The organism is Rhodococcus oxybenzonivorans (assembly GCF_003130705.1).
In the GTDB taxonomy this organism is placed as follows: Bacteria; Actinomycetota; Actinomycetes; order Mycobacteriales; family Mycobacteriaceae; genus Rhodococcus_F; species Rhodococcus_F oxybenzonivorans.
Map to the genome: position 1 here is coordinate 5,754,795 of NZ_CP021354.1, position 17,795 is coordinate 5,772,589.

Sequence of the window (17,795 nt, forward strand, 5' to 3'; positions counted from 1 at the left end):
ACATCCGCCTGTTAAATCTAAAGGTCGTTGTTTACTGTGGCAAGTACTAGCTGGTCTCTGCCCCACGGGCCACCGCGAGCATCGCACCGACCTCCACCAGCTTCTGCCGGGCCCGGCCCCGGCGTCGCCCTTCGACACGTTCGTACCGGTCGATCCGCTTCCAGCCGTCGAAACCGAACGACTCCGGACACCGGGAGTGCACGACCTCCGCCAACTCGTCACCTGGTCGGCTCGGCTGCGGAAGAAGCGCACGTTGATGGTCGGCTACGAGCGCGTCGACGGTCTCGGCGGCGCAGTATCGATTGGTGCCGATCACCCCGGTCGGACCCCGCTTGATCCACCCGGCGACATACACCCCCGGCACCGGACGCTCGTCCACCGGATCGACAACGCGGCCTGCAACGTTGGGGACCGTGCCGTGTTGGGAGTCGAACGGCAACCCCGGCACGGGAGCGCCGCGGTAGCCGACCGAACGCAGCACCAAAGTTGCCTCGAGATCCTCTTCGCTTCCGTCCATCCGGGTGGACGCGATCCGTAGACCTTCGACGTGACTGTCACCGAGAATCTCGACGGGCGTCCCGTGGAACCTCAGGGTGATCTTCCGCCGACCCGGTCGAGGGGAGCGGCGTGCGTAGTCGGCCAGCGTCCGCAACTTGATCGAGGCATCGTCGGAAGCGTCGAATCCGCCGTGAACGCTCACCTCGACCTCGTGTAACGCTCCCAGCGCGATGAGCTCGGGTGTCGTGAACGCTGCGTGCTCCGGCCCTCGTCGTCCGAGAACCACGACTTCTTCGATGGTGCTGTGCCGAAGTGCGTCCAACGCATGTTCGGCGATATCACCCGGGACGAGCCGGTCGGGATCGCACGCCAGGATCCGTGCTACGTCCAGCGCCACATTGCCGTTGCCGATCACCACGGCACGACGCCCCGACAGATCGAAGGTGCGACCCGCGGAGTCCGGATGTCCGTTGTACCAGGCGACGAATTCGCGTGCAGCAAAACTCCCCGGCAGATCTTCGCCCGGGATGCCGAGCTTGCGGTCGTCGGACGCACCGCTCGCGTAGATCACCGCGTGGTGATGATCGAGCAGCTCGTCGACACTGATATCCCGACCGATCTCCACGCCGAGGAAGGCGCGGAAACCGTTGCGGCCGGCAGTACGGGAAAAGACCCGCTCGACGGCCTTCGTGGTCTGGTGATCCGGAGCCACCCCGAACCGGACGAGCCCACCGGCCACCGGGAGCCGCTCGAACATGGAGACGTCGACGTCGACGTCTCGCCGAGTCAGCAACTCTTCGGCCGCATAGAAGGCGGAGGGACCGGACCCGACAATCGCCACCTTCAGCGGACCGGGCCGGGGCGCCGTGACGACAGGTTCGGCCGGCACTTCGCTCGGGCCGGACACGGTCGGGTTGCCCAGGAAGTACGCGGCATTGAGATCCTTGTAGATCTCGGCTTCCGGGGTGAGGTCGCTGTCGGGAACGATCGCGTCGACCGGACACACGTCGGCGCAGGCCCCGCAGTCGATGCAGGCGGCCGGATCGATGTAGAGCATCTCGGTGCGCTGGTACTGCGCTTCGTCGGGAGTCGGGTGAATGCAGTTCACCGGACACACCGCGACACACGTCGCGTCGTTGCAGCAGGCTTGGGTAACTACGTAGGTCATGGGCACTCCGGTTGATCGTATGGTTCCGAACTTTGCTCCGGTGGGAGGAAGCGGTCGCCGTAACGGCCTGCAAGCTCGCGGGCACGAGCGGTGAACCCGTCCTCGCCACCCGGATAGGAACGCCGGAACGACAGAACCCCACCCGTGTGCGCTGGGAACCCGATGCCGAGAACAGATCCCGTGTCGGCGTCGGACTCGGATCCCACGACACCTTCGCCGAGACAGCGCAGCGCCTCGAGAACCTCGACGAACAACAACCGGTCGCGCATATCGTTCAGTGGAATATGCCGTGCGGGCCCGAACACCTCACGGAGGGCGGGCCACAATCTCGAGCGCTTGCCATCCGAGTCGTACTCGTAGAAACCCTGACCGTCCGACCTGCCCCCGCGACCGCATTGGTCGATCATCCGGTCGCGGACGCTGTCTGCTTCGCTCCCCCGCCACGTCCCGCCGTCCGCCTCGACAGCTAGACGGTTCTCGCACTGCACCGCGCGGTTGAGCGTCAAGGTGATCTCGTCGAGCAAGTGGAGCGGCGGCACCGGATATCCGGCGGCGGTCGCTGCGCGCTCGACAAGGCCCGGATCGATTCCCTCCCCGACCGCGACCAATGCCTCGTCGAGATAGCGCTCCATCACACGGCTGGTGAAGAATCCCCGACTATCGCCCACCACGATCGGTACCTTTCCGAGCATCCGCGCGTACGCCAGTGATGCCGCGACGGTGGCCTGCGAGGTACGTGATCCGACGATCGTCTCCACCAACGACATCCGGTCGGCGGGCGAGAAGAAGTGCATCCCGAGGAAGCACTGCGGGCGTTGTAGCTTCGCGGAGAGAATGGCGATCGGCAGGGTCGACGTCGTCGACGCAAGCACCGTAGGAGCCTCGGTGACTGCCTCGACCATCTGCAGCACCTGTTGTTTGACGGCGACGTTCTCTGCGACGGCCTCGATTACCAGCGCGGACGCCGACAGATCTCTGGCGCACTCGGTGGGCGTGATGCGCGCGAGCAAGGACTGCGACGTCGACCTGTTCGAGGTCCCCGCTTTTCTCGCATGCGCTTCCCGCCGGTCGGCGTACGACTTGCCTCGGCGCGCATTCTCCAGCGTTCGCGCCCACAGTACGACGTCGGCTCCTGCCCGCGCGCAGGTGTAGGCGATGGCAGCGCCCATCATCCCGGCTCCGACGACGCCGATCGTGGTGCCCGCCAGGCTGTCGGACTTCTCACTCGACGGCGCACACTCGGTCCGTGCTCGTACGGTTCTGACCGACGTGTCAGGGTGCATCGGCAGGTACCTCCCGTTCGATTGCATTCGGCTGCCCGGCCATCGTCGACATCCCGTCGCCAAGTGAATTCGATCACACCGACCGCAGTGGGGATAATCTAATCTCAGTAGATTCCCGGCGCAAGACCCGACTCCTGCCGCGACCACGGCGCCGGGGTTTACAGGTAAAACTACGTCAGTTAGATTTAGAGGCGTTGATTCGCAGTACACAAGTTCGCAAGCCGGTGCCCACACGGTAGCCGGGCGCCCACGAGACTGGAGGAGATGCAATGACCGAGGTCGGAGCACCCCGCGAGCAACGTATTCGCCGGGCCCTGGATCACCTGCGCAACGACACGACGGACGCGTTCGACCACATCACCTGGTTTCAGCCGGAGGAATTCACCGATCCGGCCATAGCCAAGCGAGAGCGTGACCTCATCTTCGGGCGGGTTCCCTCGATCGTCGCGCATGGCTCCGAGATTCCTCGCTCCGGCGACTTCTTCACCCTGCAGATGCCGCGGAACAACATCATTGTCGTCCGCCAGCGCGACGGTGGCGTCAAGACGTTCGTCAACCTGTGCCGGCACCGGGGCGCCCTCCTGGAGAAGGAGGAGAAGGGCCGCTGCCGGCTCTTCTCCTGTCCGTACCACCGGTGGTCGTACGACACGGACGGCACCCTGCGGACGATCACCCGTGACAACACCTTCGGGGAGCCCGACACCTCGAGCATGGGCCTCGTCGAATTGCCGACCGAGGAGCGCCACGGCTTCATCTGGGTCGTCGACGAGGCGAACGCCGAGATCGACGTGGCCGGTTGGCTCGGGAAAGAGATGGATGCAATTCTGTCCGGATACGGCCTCGACTCCAAGATCGCCGTCCAGTCCGAGGGATTCGACGAGCCGGTCAACTGGAAGATCATGCAGGACGCTTTCCTCGACGGATACCACATCCAGTACGCCCACCCCAACACTGCAGCCAAGCACATCCACACCAACGTGATGGCGTTCGAGGACTTCGGCAGGCACTGCCGCTTCATCGCCCCGCGCAAGTCGATCGATCGGTGGATCGAGGAAGACCCCGGCGACCGGAGCCTGGCCAAGGACATCACGGAAACCCATTTCCTGCTTCCCAACAGCACCCTGCTGCGGCAGCCGGATCACTTCCAGCTCCTCACCTTCCGGCCCCACCCCACCGATCCGCAGCGCTGCCGCATGGAGATGCGTCTGATCGTGCCACCAGTGGCGGACACCGAGATGACCGAGGAGAAGTGGACTCGCCTGTGGAACAAGAACTGGGAGATTCTGCTCGCAGTTCTTCACGCCGAAGACTTCCCACTCCTACGGGACTCCCAGCACGGCATGACGAGCGCCAACGCCGGACGGATGGTACTGGGCCAGAACGAGGTTGCCAACCAGGTGTTCCGGCGTGAGACCCAGAAACTGCTGGCAACGAACTGACAAACACACGATGTGCAGGTCGCCTGACGGGCGTCCCGCATCAGGAGGAAAACATGCAGAGCGATCTCTTCGACCGGGACCACGAGTTGTTCCGCGAATCCGTCCGTGGATTCGTCGACAAGCACGTGGTCCCCCAACTCGAGAAATGGGATGCGGATCGCCTGATCGATCGTGAGACCTGGCTGGCAGCGGGTCGCCAGGGCCTGCTCGGGCTACCCGTCCCCGAGGCGTACGGCGGGCCCGGTGAACTCGACTACCGCTTCCGGTTCGTGATCCAGCAGGAGATCGCCCGCGTCGGCGCATCGGCCCTGCAGTCCGGGTTCTCCACGAACGACGACATCGTCCTGAACTACCTTCTCCGTCACGCCGACGAAGAACAGCGCCGACGGTGGTTGCCGGGATTCGTCACCGGTGAGACCATCGGTGCGATCGCCATGAGTGAGCCTGCCGCCGGCAGCGACCTGCGCGCCATCCAGACCACCGCCGTCGCCGACGGCAACACCTGGGTGATCAACGGGTCCAAGACCTTCATCACCAGCGGCATCCTCGCCGACATCGTGATCGTCTTCGCGAAGACAGATCCCTCTGCCGGCTCCCGCGGCTTCAGCCTCTTCGTCGTCGAGGACGGAACGCCGGGATTCAGCCGAGGCCGCAAACTGGACAAGCTCGGCCTGCACGCGCAGGACACGGCCGAGTTGTTCTTCGAGGACGTACGTATCCCGAAGGAGAATTTGCTCGGTGAGGTGGGCTCCGGCTTCGCGTATCTGATGCAGAGCCTTCCCCTCGAACGACTCGGCATCGGCATCGCCGCGCAGGTCTCGGCCGAGGCAGTTCTCGGCTGGACACTCGACTACGTCAAGGAACGCACCGCCTTCGGCAAGCGTATCGGCGATTTTCAGGGCATGGGTTTCACGCTCGCCGAACTTCAGACGGCCGTCGAGGTGTCGCGTGCGTATATCGACCGGTGCGTGCGTGAACACAACGCCGGCACCCTCACCGCCGTCGACGCAGCGAAGGCCAAGCTCTGGGCTACCGAACTGCAAGGCCGGGTGATCGATGCCGGTGTCCAATTCCACGGCGGCTACGGCTACATGATGGAGTACCCCGTCGCGAAGGCGTACATCGACGCCCGAATCCAACGGATCTACGGCGGTACCAACGAGATCATGAAGGAAATCATCCATCGCGATCTGATGAAGGCCTGAGCGAATAAAGGGCAGAAGAAAAGGGCGCGGCTGACGATTCTCGGCCGCGCCCTTTTCGCCGTTCTCACCCTTGACGGCTGCCAAGAACCTAGACTCCATAGGTAAAAGCCAATTGTCCGCAGTCGCGGAAGAGGAGTGCGAGATGGGTGTAATCGCGCGCGGGGTGGCAGTGTGCAGCCTCCTGGCTGTACGCCAACTGGGCGATGCACTCTCCACAGCTGAAGGCGGACGGCTACTGCGTCTTCGGTCTGAACTACGGTGGCACGAACACCGGACCGTTCCATCAGATCGGGGACATGCGCGTGTCCGCGCAACAGGTCGGTGACTACGTCGACGAAATTCTCGCTGCCACTGACGCGGACAGGGTCGACATCGTCGGGCACTCCCAGGGCGGGCTCGTACCGTTGTACTACATCAACCGGCTGGGTGGAGCGTCGAAGGTCGGCACGATGATCGGTGTCGCCGCCGCCACCAACGGCATCAGCGCGTACGGGATGCTCAATCTCCTCGCCGGACACCCTCAGGCCAAAGATCTCGTCGGTCGCGCAATTCCCGCGGTCGACGACGGCACCGCAGGTTCGGCGTTCGTCGCAGAAACCGGCGTCGACGGAATGACCCGACCGGAGGTCGAATACGCCACTGTCAGTTCCCGGTCCGATCTTGTCGTGCAACTGAGCGAGTCTCAGCTACCACCCGGACCGAACGTCTCCAACGTCGTGGTCCAAGATTTCTGCGCCGAGAATCTGACCAATCACGGGACCATGGTCTATGACGACACCACGCTGCGTATCGTCAGGAATCTGCTGGATCCGGCGACGGCCGTCACGCCCGGCTGTCATGCCGTTGCGCCACTGCCCTGAACGTCGGTCCTTCCCCGAGGGGGTCCCATGCTTCGGATCACCTCGACGTTGATGCCGGTGAGCTGTGACTGGTTGCTGAGCGGGTCGTAACCGTCCGTGCCGGTGGGCGCGAGCCGGTTGACGTTCACACCGGGGTTGCGCCTCGCCACGCCCAGCCCTCGGGCCGTGCCCTGCCCCCAGCCGTGCGTCATCGCCACGACACCCGGCCGAAGGGTGTCGTCGCAGACCAGAACCGCCTCGACCTCGCCGTGGCGGTTGCGCACAGTGACGTCGTCGCCCTCTACGAGGCCGCGGCACCGCGTGTCGTCCGGGCTCATCCACAGCGGATTGCTCTGGTGGACACCCTGTTTGAACACCGGGAGGTTGTGTAGCCAGCTGTTGACCATGTAGTGGGTGCGCCGGGTGATCAGCTTGAGCTGGTCGGCGGGTTCTGCGGCCAGCTCCGCGAGGATGCGTTCGGCGGTCTCGTACGAGCGCTGGAACAGTGCGGGGCAGCAGTCGATCAGTCCGTCGTCGTGCTGGACTGCGATGCTGAACACGTGCGCGGGATCGGCCTCCGGCAGCACCGCGGTCTGGCAGGGCATCGTCGCGAGAAGGTCGATACTCAGACCCGAGTCTCGCATCATCGCGTCGACCGCGGCGAACGGATTCGGGTCCGGGTCGTCCAGCAGGGTCGGGACGCCCATCTCCTGCTGGATGCGGGACAGAATCCACCAGTCGTCGCGACGCTCCCCCTTCGCCGGCACGACGGCAGGCGTGTACTGCACATAGGGCTCCATCGCGACGCCCATCGTGTTGAGGAAGTTGATGTCCTCCCGTTCCAGCCAGTCCGTCGCGGGCAGTACATAGTCCGCCATCTCGCCGGTAACCGTGCGATACAGATCGACGGTCACGATCAGGTCCAACTGCTCGAACGCACGGCGCAGGCGGCCGTCCCCGCCGACCGACAGCAGCGGGTTGCCCGACACTACGATCAGTGCGCGAATCGGGTCGTCGGGGTTCTCGATGAACTCCGGGAGGAGCGCGGCGGGCAGGTCGCCGCTGACCGTGCGCATCTCACCGAAGGGACCGTCGTAGAAGGGATCCTCCCGCTTGCGCTTCGAGCCCTGCACGACATCGGCGACACCGCGGGAGTAGATGTTGCCGCCGCGTCTGCCGAGGTTGCCGGAGAACAGGCTCACCATGGTGAGCATCCAATAGGCCAGGGTGCCCTGCCGGCCCTGGTTCACGCCGGTCGCCATGTAGATGCTCGCGCTCGGCGCCGCGCAGAAGTCGGTGGCGACCTGCCGGATCGTGTCGGCGTCGATACCGGTGACCGCGGCGATCCGGTCGACGGGATACTGCCGGACGAAGTCGAGCAGTTCGTCGACGCGTCGCGCGTGACGTTCCACGACGTCCCGGTCGTACCCGATCCGGAACACGATCTCGTGCAGAACTCCGGCGAGGAAGTAGAAGTCGGTGTCCGGCTTGATCAGCAGCACCTCACCGGTCTCCGGTGACGACGACTCGATGCGGCGCGGATTGACGAACAGCACGGTTCCGCCGCGCTTGTTCACGGCGCGGATCTTGGCCATCGGATCCGAGATGTGGATCAGCGTCATGTGCGAAACCTGTGGGTTGCTGCCGAGACACAGGAAGTAGTCCGTGTGCAGCAGGTCGGGAATCGGATGCGCCATCGACGCGCCGTAGATCGCCTCGCTCGCCGCATATTTGGCCGACGTGTCCTGCGTTCCCGCACTGAAGCGCATCCGGGTGTCGAAGCCGCGGGCGAGCGTGGCGGCGTTCGCGTAATAGGCGCCGTTGAACGCCGACGGGTTGCCCTGATAGACGGCGAGGGCGTTGCGGCCGTACTTCTGCCGTATTTCCCGGAGCCTGCCGGCGATCTCGCGCGCCGCGACATCCCAGTCGACGGGTTCGAAGTCGCCGCGTTCTTCGCTCCGCGGATTGGTCCTCTTCAGCGGCCGGTCGAGCCGGTCCGGATCGGAGTGGACCTGCAGGTAGTGCACCCCCTTGTGGCAGGAGAACCCTTGGTGTACAGGATGATCCCGGTCCGGCTGCAACCGGACCACCTCGCCGTCCCGGACGTCGGCGAGCAGGCCGCATCCCGGCTCGCAGATGCGGCAGAACGTGTGCACCTGGGTCGTGTCCTTCGGGGTCATCGGACTGCCGCTCCCGCAACGACAGCCGCCTGCCCGGCGTCGACGATCTTGATGCGGGGCCGGCCTGCCTCGCGGCCGCGCTCGCGCTCGAAGCGGTCGATCGCGCTCCAGTCCGCACCGCCGAGCGCGTCGGGTCGGCGTTCGCGTACCAGCGCCGCCAGGTCCGCGGACGCCCCGGACGGTGCGGGAAGCAGTCCCGCACGGTGATCGGCGAGGAGGGCCTCGACGGTCTCCGCCGCGCAGTAGCGATTGGTGCCGATCACCCCGGTCGCGCCGCGCTTGATCCAGCCCGCCACGTAGTGGCCGGCCACAGCCTTCCCCGTGTCGGGCAGTGTGACCCGGCCCGACACGTGGGCGACGGTTCCGGCGGCCTCGTCGAACGGGAGGCCGGCGATGGGCAGTCCGCGGTACCCGACCGCCCGCAGGACCAGACCACACTCGATCCGGTCCTCGGTGCCCGCGTCGGTGCCGGTCACGATCAGTCCCGCGGTACGCCCGTCACCCGTCACCTCCTGCGGGGTGGTGCCGAAGCGGAGCACGATGCGCTTGTTCCCCGGAGTCGGCTCCCGCCGGGAGTAGTCGGCCAGGATCCGCAGCTTGGTCGGCGCATCCGGGCCTGCCGTGACCGGGCCGTCGACGAGGACGTCGATCCCCTGCAGAGAGCCGAGCGCGAGCAGTTCCGGAGTGGTGCAGGCCGCGTACTCGGGTCCCCGTCGGCCGAGCATCACCACCTCCTCGATCCGGCTGTCGGCCAGTGCGCTCAGGGCGTGATCGGCGATATCGGTGCGGCGCAGGGTCTCCACGTCGGAGACGAGGATGCGGGCGACGTCGAGTGCGACGTTGCCGTTGCCGACCACGACGGCGCGGGATGCGGTCAGGTCGAAAGCGCGGTCGGCGTGATCGGGATGGCCGTTGTACCAGGCGACGAACTCCCTGGCGGCATGGCTGCCCGGTAGGTCCTCGCCGGGGATGCCGAGGCGCCGGTCGCCCGCCGCGCCGGACGCGTGGATCACCGCGTGGTGATGGGCCAGCACCTCGTCGATCGTCACATCCTTCCCGACCTCGACGCCGAGATGGAACGTGAAGCCGTCACGACGCGCGGTGCGGTCGAAGACCCGCTCCACCGTCTTCGTGTGCCAGTGGTCGGGCGCGACGCCGAACCGCACGAGTCCGCCGGCCACGGGCAGTCGTTCGAACATGGTGACCTCGGCGGCGATGTCGCGGCGGGCAAGCAGCTCCTCGGCGGCGTAGAACGCGGACGGTCCGGATCCGACGATCGCCACTCGCAGCGCCGGGGGGTCGGCGACGCCGGCGGTCGCGAGGGCGAGCGGAAGCGGCTGCACGTGCGCGCCCGGCCCAATGCTGCGTGGATTGCGCTGGAAGTACTCGGCATTGATTTCCCGGTACTGGTCGATGTCGGGGGCGGGTGCGTCGCCGGGGACGATCGCGTCCACGGGGCACACGTCGGAGCAGGCGCCGCAGTCGATGCAGGCGCCCGGGTCGATGTACAGCATCTCGGTGCGCTGGTAGTCCCGCTCCGCGGGAGTCGGGTGGATGCAGTCGACCGGGCAGACCGCGACACAGGTCGCGTCGTTGCAGCAGTTCTGGGTGACCACGTACGCCATCAGGGATGCTCCTCGCTCGTGCGCGTCACCGTGACCGGGACGCCGTTGAAGATCGGGGACGCCGTGAGCGCCTCGAGGTCGGTGGTGTCGTCCACCAGGGCGTTGTAATTGCTGCCGGGCACCGAGGCCGACCGGGACGTCCGCAGGCCCGGTCCGTCGTGGCCCCACCCGTGCGGCATGCTCGCCACACCGGGACGCAGCGTGTCGTCGATCCGCAGTTCGGCCGTCACAGTGGTGACCTTGGACGTGACCGACACCCGGTCGCCGTTCACCAGACCCCGCTCGGCCGCGTCGGGTGGGCTGACCAGTAGGGCGCACTGGCCGGCGTCCGGCTGGGGCAACGCGTTGTGCAGCCATGAGTTCATGCCGCGACGCTGGCGCCGGTTGATCAGCAGCAGATCCGGGGCTGCCCTCGTGACGCTCGCTCGCAGCCGCGGCAGATCGGAGACGATGATGTCCGGCATCAGGTCGATCCGCCCGTCCGGTGTGCGCAGCACCTCCGGGACACGCGGCGCCAGCGGCCCGTAGTCGATGCCGTCCGGGTTGTCCTCCAGCAGTGTGAGAGTCAGCCCGTCCGGGTCGAGCCCGAACCGGTCACCGTAGGGTCCGCTGCGCAAACGCAAGTCCAGCAGTCGCTGCGGGCCGCGGCGGTCGGCCACGGCGTCCATCGCCCGTCTCGTTTCGCAGCCGACGAGTTTCGCGGCGCGCCGGGCCGCGACGGCTGCCACCTCGTCGTCGATCTCGCCGACCGGACGGTGCGGGGTTCCCTTGGCGATCGCTGCCAGCCGCAGCAGGATCTGCCACTCCGCCATCTCGCCGTCGGCGAGGTCGAGCAGGGGTGGGGTGTACCGCGCGACGTTCCGGATTTGGAAGTGCGCGAGCGTGACATCGTGGTGGCCCCGGGTCGTCACCGGTGGTGGAGGCAGGATCACGTCGGCGTGGCGGGTGGTCTCGTTGAGGTAGCAGTCCACCGACACCATGAATTCGAGGGCACCGAGCGCCTCCTCGATCGCCCCGCTGTTGGGCAGGGAGCGGGCCGGGTTCCCCGCGAGGGTGATCAGCGCCCGGGTGCGGCCAGGCCCGGGAGTGAGGATCTCCTCCGCGAAACACACCGCGGGCAACTCCCCCATCGCCTCCGGCAGTCCCCGCACCCGCGAACGCCACCGGTCGAACATCAGCTTCGGCGGCCTGGTCACCGGCCAGGTGTTCTGTCCACCCGCGGGCGGCAAGGCGAACATCGCCCCTCCGGGCCGGTCCAGGTTGCCGGTGACGATGGTGAGTACCTCGACGAGCCAGTTCGCGAGGGTGCCGAACTCCTGCATGCAGGTGCCGATCCGCGAATGTGCTACCGCCGCAGGAGCACCCGCGAACCCACGAGCCACCGAGCGAATCACATCGGCGTCGATCCCGCACGCCGCGGCAACGGCATCGGGCTCGAATTCCGCCGCCATCGCGAAGGCGGCGTCGAGGCCGTCCACCACGTCCGGCACCCGCTCGGGTCTGGACAGTCCCTCGGACGCGATCACGGACAGCACCCCGAGCAAAAACAGGGCGTCGGTCCCGGGCCGGATCGGCACGTGCAGATCCGCGACCTCGGCGGTGCGGGTCCGCACCGGGTCCACCACGACGAGGGTGCCGCCCCGCTCGCGCAGCGCCTGCAGGCGGTGGTGGATGCCGGGCGCGGTGACGGTACTGCCGTTGGACACCATCGGGTTCGAACCGAGGATCAGCAGGTAGTCGGTGCGGTCGAGGTCGGGCAGGCTCATGCCGAGGCCGGTACCGTACAGCAGCATGTGCGCGAGGTTCTTCGGCCAGGTGTCGACGCTCGCAGGCGAGTAGATGTTCCGGGTGCCGACCGCGCCGATCAACTCACCGAGGTAGAACGTCGAATCCAGGTGGTGGGCAGCCGGATTACCGTGGTAGATCGCGCAGCTGCCCGGATCGCCGGTGACGAACTCCGGCAGTCGCCTCTCGATCTCACCGAACGCTTCGTCCCAGGTGGCCTCGCGGAATCCGCCGTCCGAGGTGCGCAACAGCGGTGTCCGGATCCGGTCGGGGTCGTTCTCGATGCGGCCGAGGCCGAGGCCTTTCGCGCAGCTGTGCCCGCCGCTCAGTACGTCGTCGGGGTTCGGTGCGACCCGCACGATGGTGCGGCCGTCGAGCTCGACGAGTAGCCCGCAGGTCGACTCGCACAGTGGGCAGATTCGGTGCCCGACGATCGGTTCTGCGGTGCTCATCACGCGTCCTGTTCGATTGCGGTGGGCTCGACCGCGACGGGAACCGCGGTCATGGTGGGCATCGCGTTGATCGACTGGACACCCTCACCGGTTCCGGTCAGCGCGTTCACGTTCACTCCGACGTCCTCGCGCGGGTCGACGCTGCCGAAACAGTGCGTCATCGACACGCTGCCCCGGGCCAGGGTGACATCTGCCCGTGCGGTCGCCCGCAGGCGTCCGGACGCCGATCGCACGGTCACCGCCTGCCCGTCGCCGATACCCAGGGCGGCGAGGTCGGCGGGGTGCAGGCTCGCGGGGTTGGCGCCGCCGGGAACGAGCCCCGGGACACGAGTGCCGGTGGAGTTGACGGCCTCGCGGATCCGTCGCACCGTCAGAAGAAACGGGAACTGCGTCGTGACGGCCTTGTCCATCAGCGCTGCGTGTAGTTCGTCGCGCACGTCCTCGGGCATCAGTGTCAGGCGGTGTCCGGCACCCTCCTCGGTGGCCCGACCGACGACGGCACCGCTGCGCCCGGCGAGATGTCCGTGCGGAGCGGCGACCAGGTTGGCGAACGGCACGCGTCCGCGCTCGGTCATCATCGCCAGCAACTGTTCGGAGGTCGGCGGCGCGGCGGGATCGAGGATGCGGCCGGCGAACTTGACCGGCTGCCCGGAGGCGGCGGCAAGGTCGAGGAAGAACCGCCAGTCGTCGACGACGCCGGGCGGCGCTGTCACAATCGCGGGAGTGTATTGCGCGAATGGGCGTGGAAAGAACGGCTCCATGATCACGGTGTGGTCGGCGCGCTCGTACATGGTAGTCGGGGCGATGACGTAGTCGGCGAGCCGCGCGGTGTCCGACATCCGAGGGTCTACGCACACCAGCAGGTCCAGTGATCGCAATGCGCGCAACGCTTTCCCGCGGTCGGGCAGCGCCGCCGCCGGATTGCCACCGGAGACGATCAGCGCCCGAACCCGGTCGGGGCCGGGTTCGAGGATCTCGTCCGCGAGGATGCCGGACGGCAGCTCGCCGCGAATCGCCCGCACCCCACCGATTCGGCTGCGAAATCCGTGCTCGTACGCCCGGGTGGGCGGTGCGACCTCTGCCCGCGCCGGCTGGTGCCGGGCCAGGACGGCGCGGTCGTCTGCCTGCTCCCCCTCGCGCAGGTACCTGCCGCACACCACGTTCAGAGCGGCGACGAGGTGCTCAGCGAGGTTCGAATGCGGGCCCATGCACAGCCCGGTGCCGCTGGTCGCCATCCCACGGCTCCCGCCCGCGAATACCCGTGCCGCTTCGCGGATCCGATCGGCAGGAACACCACAGACGCCCTGCACGACAGTGGGAGTCACGTCGGACACGGCATCGAGTAACGCGGTCAGGTCGGCGGTGTACCGGCCGCAGAAGTCGGCGTCGTGGAGGTGTTCGGTGAGGACGACGTGGAGAAGGCCGGCGAAGAGAACCGCGTCCGTCCCCGGCCGGGGCGCCAGGTGGATGTCGGCCAGGGCGGCGGTCTCGGTGCGCCGCGGGTCGACGACGATCAGCTTCAGGCCCCGCTCCCGCGCCGCCCGCAGGGTGACCGAGGGGTTCTGCACCACCGCGCCGTCCCCGTCGCCGCCGTTGCCGGAGACGACGGGGTTGGTGCCTGCCAGCAACCATACGTCTGCATCTTCGAAGCGTTGCCGGCCGCCGAGGTATGTGCCCATCCGTTCCGCGACAACCCATTTCGCGGACTGGTCGATGGTCATCGTCGAGAACAGCTTGTGTGAGCCGGTGCCCCGGAACCAGGCGCGGGCCATCGGCGGGGTGAGTGCAGCGAAGTTCTGCTGCGTCCCCATGAACAGCGCGACCGCATCCGGTCCGTGCCGGTCCACGATGGCGCGCAGCCGGCCCGCGATGTCGGCAGTCGCCTGCGCCACCGGCACCGGCTCATGGGTGCCGGTGGCGGTACGCCTCATCGAGGTGGTCAACCGATCCGGCCCGTGCACGAGGTCACCACCGCGACGCCCTTTCGGGCAGGTGTATCCACCGGAGATCGGATGGTGGGCGTCGCCGAGCACCCGTGTGATCCGCCCGTCTTCGATGTCGAGCAGAACCCCGCACGAGGAGGCACACAGCCTGCAGAACGAGGTACGCCGGGACGTGACGGGTGGCATCGGTTCAGTGCGCCTCGGCCGGTGCGGCCGCCGGTTCCGCGACCCCCGCCTCGGTGCGTCCGCGCAGTCGTTCCCGCACGAACAGTGCACCGAGGGTGAGGACGGCGCCGGCGGTCGGCACGATCATCAGCAGGAAGATCGTGCGGGCATCCATTCCGGCCGCGATCAGGGCGGCGCCCAGGGTGGGCCCGGCAATGGACCCGATGCGCCCGATTCCCATGGCCCAGCCGATGCCGGTCGAGCGTGCCGCTACCGGATAGATCGACGCGGCAATCGCGATGATGCCCGCCGAGCTACCGGACATCCCGAATCCCACGATGCAGATCGTGATCAGCAACAGCGTGGAGTTTGCCAGGAACATCGCGACGGCACCGATGAACAGGGCCCCGAGCGTGTATCCGGCCATCACCACCGCGTAGGCGGCGTCCGACCCTCTGGATCGAGCCCACGCGGTGCCGACCCGGTCGGTGATCCACCCGATGGACAGCGCTCCGGCCATCCCGCCGAGGTTGAACAGCGCCGCGGCGAGGATCGCGTTCGACGGGCTCTGCCCGGCCTGGCTGAACAACGACGGCATCCATCCGAACAGGAAGTAGATCACCAGGAAGTTGATGACGAACACGACCCACAGCAGCACCGTGTCGAGCGCCCGGCCTCCGGCGAAGAGTTCCCGGATGGGCGATTTGGTGGCCACGGCGGTATCCACGGTGAACGTCACCGATCCGGTGACGCCCGCCTGCGGGGCGATCGCCGAGAGGATCTTCGCGGCGCCGGCGTGGTCGCCGCGGGCTGCGAGGAACTTGCCCGACTCCGGGAGTCCGGCCCACGCCAGTGCCGCCACGATCAGCGGGAGAACGCCGCCGGCCACGAAGATCGACTGCCAGCCGTATGCCGGGATCAGTTGTGCGGCGGCGAGTCCGCCGAGGAAGCCGCCGAGTGACATGCCCGCGACAACGATGGTGACCAGGGTGGAGCGGCTGCGCGCGGGGCTGTATTCACTGGTCAGGGCGATCAGGTTCGGGGTGACACCACCGAGTCCGATTCCGGCGAGGATGCGCAGCACGATCAGTACGCCTATGGACGGCGCAAATGCGGACGCGAGCGTGAACACTGCGAACAGCACCGTGCACAGCAGGATTACCCGGCGCCGGCCCCACCGGTCGGCGACGGGGCCGAACAGCAGGCTGCCCACGACCATCGCGCCGCTGCTGAGAGCCAGGAGCAGTCCGAACGACGCCTTGGACAGTCCCCAGTCCTCGGAGAGCGCGGGAATCGCGAATCCGATCAACTGGGCATCCATGCCGTCGAGGATCGCGAGCGCCAGGCACAGCCCGATGGCGCGTTTCTGGAGGGCCGACACCGGTGCGGTGTCGATGAGTTGGGAAATGTTTATTTCACGAGTTGGGGCCACGACGTGCATTCCTCTCGGAAGGGGGAACCGCGGGGGATGAAGCCTCGAGCTGAGCGGAAACGCCTCAGACCGGTGTGATGGTGCCCTCGACCGCGAGTGCGTCGCCGGGCACCTCGGGAAAGCGTTGGCGCAGGTTGGGCTTGGCGAGCTTGCCGGAGAAGGTGCGCGGCAGGGGCTCGCCCAGCGCGACGGCGTGCTTGGGACGCTTGAACTTCGCCAGGTTCTCGCCGGCGACCTCGGCGATGTCGGCGACGATCTCCTCGGCGGGACGCTCACTGTGGAACACCACCATCGGCACTTCGCCCCAGCGGTCGTCCTTGACGCCGATGACCGCGAGGTCGACCAGTCCCTCGATGCCGTGCAATGCCTTCTCGATCTCCGCGGGATAGACGTTGAGACCCCCTGAAATCAGCATGTCCTTGCTGCGATCGACGATCTTCAGGAATCCGCCCTCATCCTGCATGCCGAGGTCGCCGGTGCGCAGCCACCCGTCTGCGAGGGCCGCCTGGGTGGCCTCGGGCTTGTTCCAGTACTCCCGCAGCACGTGCTCGCCGCGGACCAGGATCTCGCCGACCTCCCCTGCCGGGGTGTCGACTCCCGGATCGCCGATCCGGACGTGGGTGCCGACCAGCGGCAGCCCGGCGAAACCAGGGCGCGACACGGCGTCCTCGTAGGCAAGGGTCGACACCATGCCGGACGCCTCGGTCAGGCCGTAGCACTGGGTGAGTGGGATGCCGTGCGAGCGGTAGAAGTCGAGGAGGTCCAGGCTGACCGGCGCACCGCCCGTGCCGGCGAAGGTGAACTTCGCGAGCGTGCGGGTGCCGAAGTCGGGCAGCATCGTCATCCGTTCCCAGATCACCGGAACGGTGGTGGTGGCCGTGATCTGCTCGCGTTCGAAGGTGTCGAGGGCGATCTCGGGGTCGTACTCGCGGAGCAGGACCATCGTCGCGCCGGGCACGACGACGAGCTGCATGAAGATCGACAGGATCGAGCCGGTGTACACCAGCGGGGCCGAGCACAGAACCCGGTCCCGGGACGAGAAGCCGAACGTGATCGACTGCGAGATGCCCGGGGTCATCGCGTTGCGGTGGGTGATCAGGGCGCCCTTCTGCACCCCGGTGGTCCCCGACGTGTAACAGATGAAGCCGGGGTCGTCGGCGTCGATGGCGACGACGGGCGCGGTCCCGGGGTCGATCAGCCGCTCGTACGGCTGGTGGCCGGTGCCCCCGATCGCGTAGGTCTCGAACTCCGCTTCCTCGGCGGCGACCTCGAGGAGCGACGCGAAGTCGTCCTCGACGATCACCACGCGCGGCGCGGAGTCGACCACCATCGGCGCCAGCTCCTTGGCGGTGAGCCGGAAATTGAGCGGGACGCTGATGGCGCCGAGCTTCAGCGTCGCGAGGATGACATGCGCGAGTTCGGGGCGGTTGAGCATCATCACGGCGACACGATCGCCCTTGCGGACGCCGCGGGCCGCCAGTCCGCGAGCAAGCGCATCGGTGATCGCGTCGACCTCTGCCCAGGTCTGCGACGTGTCCCCGAACACGATCGCCTGCTGCTGCGAACGCGTTTTTCCCCAGAACCGGGTCAGGTCCGCGAGATTCATCTGTGCTCCTCGTTGTCGTCAGCCGGTCGTCCCGGCCGCGGCGTCGATGGGTGTGATCACCCTCACTGCGTGTCGTAAACCTAACAGTTGTAGGCATGGTACGCAATGTCCGATTTGGGGGTTCTCGCGGCTCGACATCGACCCTGTGGTGGTCACGAAAACTACACCCACACAG

11 protein-coding genes are annotated in these 17,795 nt (G+C 67.2%); 3 read left to right on the plus strand and 8 right to left on the minus strand.

Annotation, left to right across the window (positions count from 1 at the left end; all coding sequences use genetic code 11):
• Positions 1 to 46 precede the first annotated feature (46 nt).
• Positions 47 to 1,666, minus strand: coding sequence for an FAD-dependent oxidoreductase (locus CBI38_RS26600; RefSeq protein WP_109333621.1), 1,620 nt, complete (start codon positions 1,664 to 1,666; stop codon positions 47 to 49).
• Positions 1,663 to 2,949 (minus strand): 3-hydroxyacyl-CoA dehydrogenase family protein, encoded by a 1,287-nt coding sequence (locus CBI38_RS26605; protein ID WP_109333623.1) that lies wholly within the window; start codon positions 2,947 to 2,949, stop codon positions 1,663 to 1,665. Before CBI38_RS26605 ends, CBI38_RS26600 begins: the two co-directional genes overlap by 4 nt.
• A 269-nt stretch (positions 2,950 to 3,218) precedes the next feature.
• Between CBI38_RS26605 and CBI38_RS26610 the strand changes: the two genes are divergently transcribed.
• The 3 genes from CBI38_RS26610 (at position 3,219) to CBI38_RS26620 (ending at position 6,453) form a co-directional block, all read left to right on the plus strand.
• Positions 3,219 to 4,388: an aromatic ring-hydroxylating oxygenase subunit alpha gene (locus CBI38_RS26610; protein WP_109333625.1), complete on the plus strand. Its 1,170-nt coding sequence runs from the start codon at positions 3,219 to 3,221 to the stop codon at positions 4,386 to 4,388.
• A 53-nt stretch (positions 4,389 to 4,441) separates the two neighbouring features.
• On the plus strand, positions 4,442 to 5,593 hold the full coding sequence (locus CBI38_RS26615) for an acyl-CoA dehydrogenase family protein (RefSeq protein WP_109333627.1): 1,152 nt from the start codon (positions 4,442 to 4,444) through the stop codon (positions 5,591 to 5,593).
• Between the two features lie 203 nt (positions 5,594 to 5,796).
• Positions 5,797 to 6,453: an esterase/lipase family protein gene (locus tag CBI38_RS26620; RefSeq protein WP_109333629.1), complete on the plus strand. Its 657-nt coding sequence runs from the start codon at positions 5,797 to 5,799 to the stop codon at positions 6,451 to 6,453.
• On the opposite strand, the gene CBI38_RS26625 is transcribed toward CBI38_RS26620, so the two are convergent.
• The 6 genes from CBI38_RS26625 to CBI38_RS26650 all read right to left on the minus strand — a co-directional run bounded on the left by CBI38_RS26625 (position 6,429) and on the right by CBI38_RS26650 (position 17,620).
• Positions 6,429 to 8,612: a molybdopterin-containing oxidoreductase family protein gene (locus tag CBI38_RS26625; RefSeq protein ID WP_109333631.1), complete on the minus strand. Its 2,184-nt coding sequence runs from the start codon at positions 8,610 to 8,612 to the stop codon at positions 6,429 to 6,431. The genes CBI38_RS26620 and CBI38_RS26625 overlap by 25 nt on opposite strands.
• Positions 8,609 to 10,237, minus strand: coding sequence for an FAD-dependent oxidoreductase (locus CBI38_RS26630; protein ID WP_109333633.1), 1,629 nt, complete (start codon positions 10,235 to 10,237; stop codon positions 8,609 to 8,611). The genes CBI38_RS26625 and CBI38_RS26630 overlap by 4 nt, the downstream gene beginning before the upstream one ends.
• A complete protein-coding gene (locus CBI38_RS26635) occupies positions 10,237 to 12,474 on the minus strand; it encodes a molybdopterin-dependent oxidoreductase (protein WP_109333635.1) in 2,238 nt (745 codons plus the stop codon). The genes CBI38_RS26630 and CBI38_RS26635 overlap by 1 nt, the downstream gene beginning before the upstream one ends.
• Positions 12,474 to 14,603: a molybdopterin-containing oxidoreductase family protein gene (locus tag CBI38_RS26640; protein WP_109333637.1), complete on the minus strand. Its 2,130-nt coding sequence runs from the start codon at positions 14,601 to 14,603 to the stop codon at positions 12,474 to 12,476. Before CBI38_RS26640 ends, CBI38_RS26635 begins: the two co-directional genes overlap by 1 nt.
• Before the next feature lie 4 nt (positions 14,604 to 14,607).
• Positions 14,608 to 16,014 (minus strand): MFS transporter, encoded by a 1,407-nt coding sequence (locus CBI38_RS26645; RefSeq protein WP_109335383.1) that lies wholly within the window; start codon positions 16,012 to 16,014, stop codon positions 14,608 to 14,610.
• Positions 16,015 to 16,078: 64 nt separating this feature from the next.
• Positions 16,079 to 17,620 (minus strand): class I adenylate-forming enzyme family protein, encoded by a 1,542-nt coding sequence (locus CBI38_RS26650; protein WP_109333639.1) that lies wholly within the window; start codon positions 17,618 to 17,620, stop codon positions 16,079 to 16,081.
• Positions 17,621 to 17,795 lie beyond the last annotated feature (175 nt).